Raw genomic sequence first — 1,536 nt, 5'->3', positions numbered from 1 at the left:
GCGTTCGGGCGCTTGCGAAGCAGTGCTTCGCAAGCAAAGCGCCCTCACCCTTGGGGGCTTGGCCGCGGCATCCATGCCGCGGACACCCCCGCAACCGGACCCACCCCGCCTTCGACAGATTCCCRCGRTCTGTTGGAATGGCATGGTCTGTTGTTCGTGGGGGGCGACCTTGGTCGACACGGTAAATCCACGCAATGCGTGGATGTCTGTCGGTAGTGCCGGCCGCTGGCCGGCAACCACGCAGATGCCTGCGATCCGGCGCCTGAGAGCGCAGCGACCGGCTTCTGCTTTTGATCTTTTGATTCTCATCCGTGGCTGGCGCCCGCAGGAAACTGTCCGTGGCCGGGCGGGTRGGYTGCGCAGGGGCGTGAGCCGCATGGGCCCGAGGCATGCCTCGGGCGGGTTGGGCAGGATGCCCAACCCCGGTCTTGCCGTGTGCGCAGGACAGCGCACACGAGCAAGCGGCGACCGAGCTTACATGGACGTACTTGCAGCGCCCCCTGCGCAGCCTACCCGCCCGGCCCACCCCCAGAACCTGCTTTCAGCGACCAACCACGAGGGGCTCCGCCGTTGGCTGGAACCCATCATTCCACTCGGGAATTGGCGCGCCGGCCCCGCTGGGCCTACCATCGGCGGTCCCCACCCCCACCGCCCCTTCCATGTCCGCTCCCGCTTCCACCGCGCCGCGCCGCTGGTTCGTCGCTGGCGACTTCAATGGCTTCTTCGGCCTGGTCGTCGACAACCTCTCCATCCTCGGCTTCATCGCCATGGCCCTGGTCGGGATGTTCCAGTTCCCCGCCGACGTGGTCTTCGGCCGCATGTTCCCCGGCACCGCCTTGGGCGTGCTGGTCGGCAACCTGCTGTACACCCTGATGGCACGGCGCCTGGCCGCGCGTACCGGGCGCGACGACGTCACCGCCATGCCGCTGGGCCTGGATGCACCGACCAGCATCGGCATGGCACTGCTGGTGCTGGGCCCGGCCTTCCTGGCCTTCAAGCAGCAGGGCCTGGACCCGCATGCCGCCGCCATCGCCACCTGGCAGCTGGGCATGGCCTCGCTGGTCATCATGGGCGTGCTCAAGCTGATCCTGTCCTTCTTCGGTGAAGCAGTAACCCGCGCGCTGCCGCGTGCCGCACTGCTGGGCTCCATCGCGGGCATCGCACTGGTGCTGATGGGCCTGCTGCCGTTGCTGGAAACCCTGCGCTCGCCGCTGGTGGGCTTCACCACGCTGGGCCTGCTGCTGTACGTGCTGATCGCCAAGGGCAAGCTGCCGCTGCGCGGCCCCGGTGTGCTGCTGGCCTTCGTGTTCGGCACCGTGCTGTATTACGGGCTCGGCCTGGCCGGCCTGGGTGTGCCCGGCTTCCAGATTCCGGCCTGGGTGCCGCCGCAGGTGGTGCTGCCGCTGCCGACGCTGGGCTTCATCGAGGGCCTGCCGACCGCAATGACTTACCTGCCGCTGCTGTTGCCGTTCGGCCTGCTGATGGTGGTCGGTGGCATCAACGTATCCGAAAGCGCGCGTGCGGCCGGCGATGACT

The 1,536-nt window shown here is 68.3% G+C and carries 1 pseudogene; it reads left to right on the top strand.

The window, feature by feature from the left end:
• Window positions 1-659 precede the first annotated feature (659 nt).
• A pseudogene (locus tag AB4Y84_RS21365) lies at window positions 660-1,536 on the top strand (hypothetical protein); the annotation flags it as partial.

Origin of the sequence: Stenotrophomonas sp. 2YAF22 (assembly GCF_052114665.1) — a bacterium.
Taxonomy (GTDB): domain Bacteria; phylum Pseudomonadota; class Gammaproteobacteria; order Xanthomonadales; family Xanthomonadaceae; genus Stenotrophomonas; species Stenotrophomonas indicatrix.
Note: the sequence above shows the minus strand (reverse complement) of the source record. Positions and strands in the feature narration are given on the sequence as shown.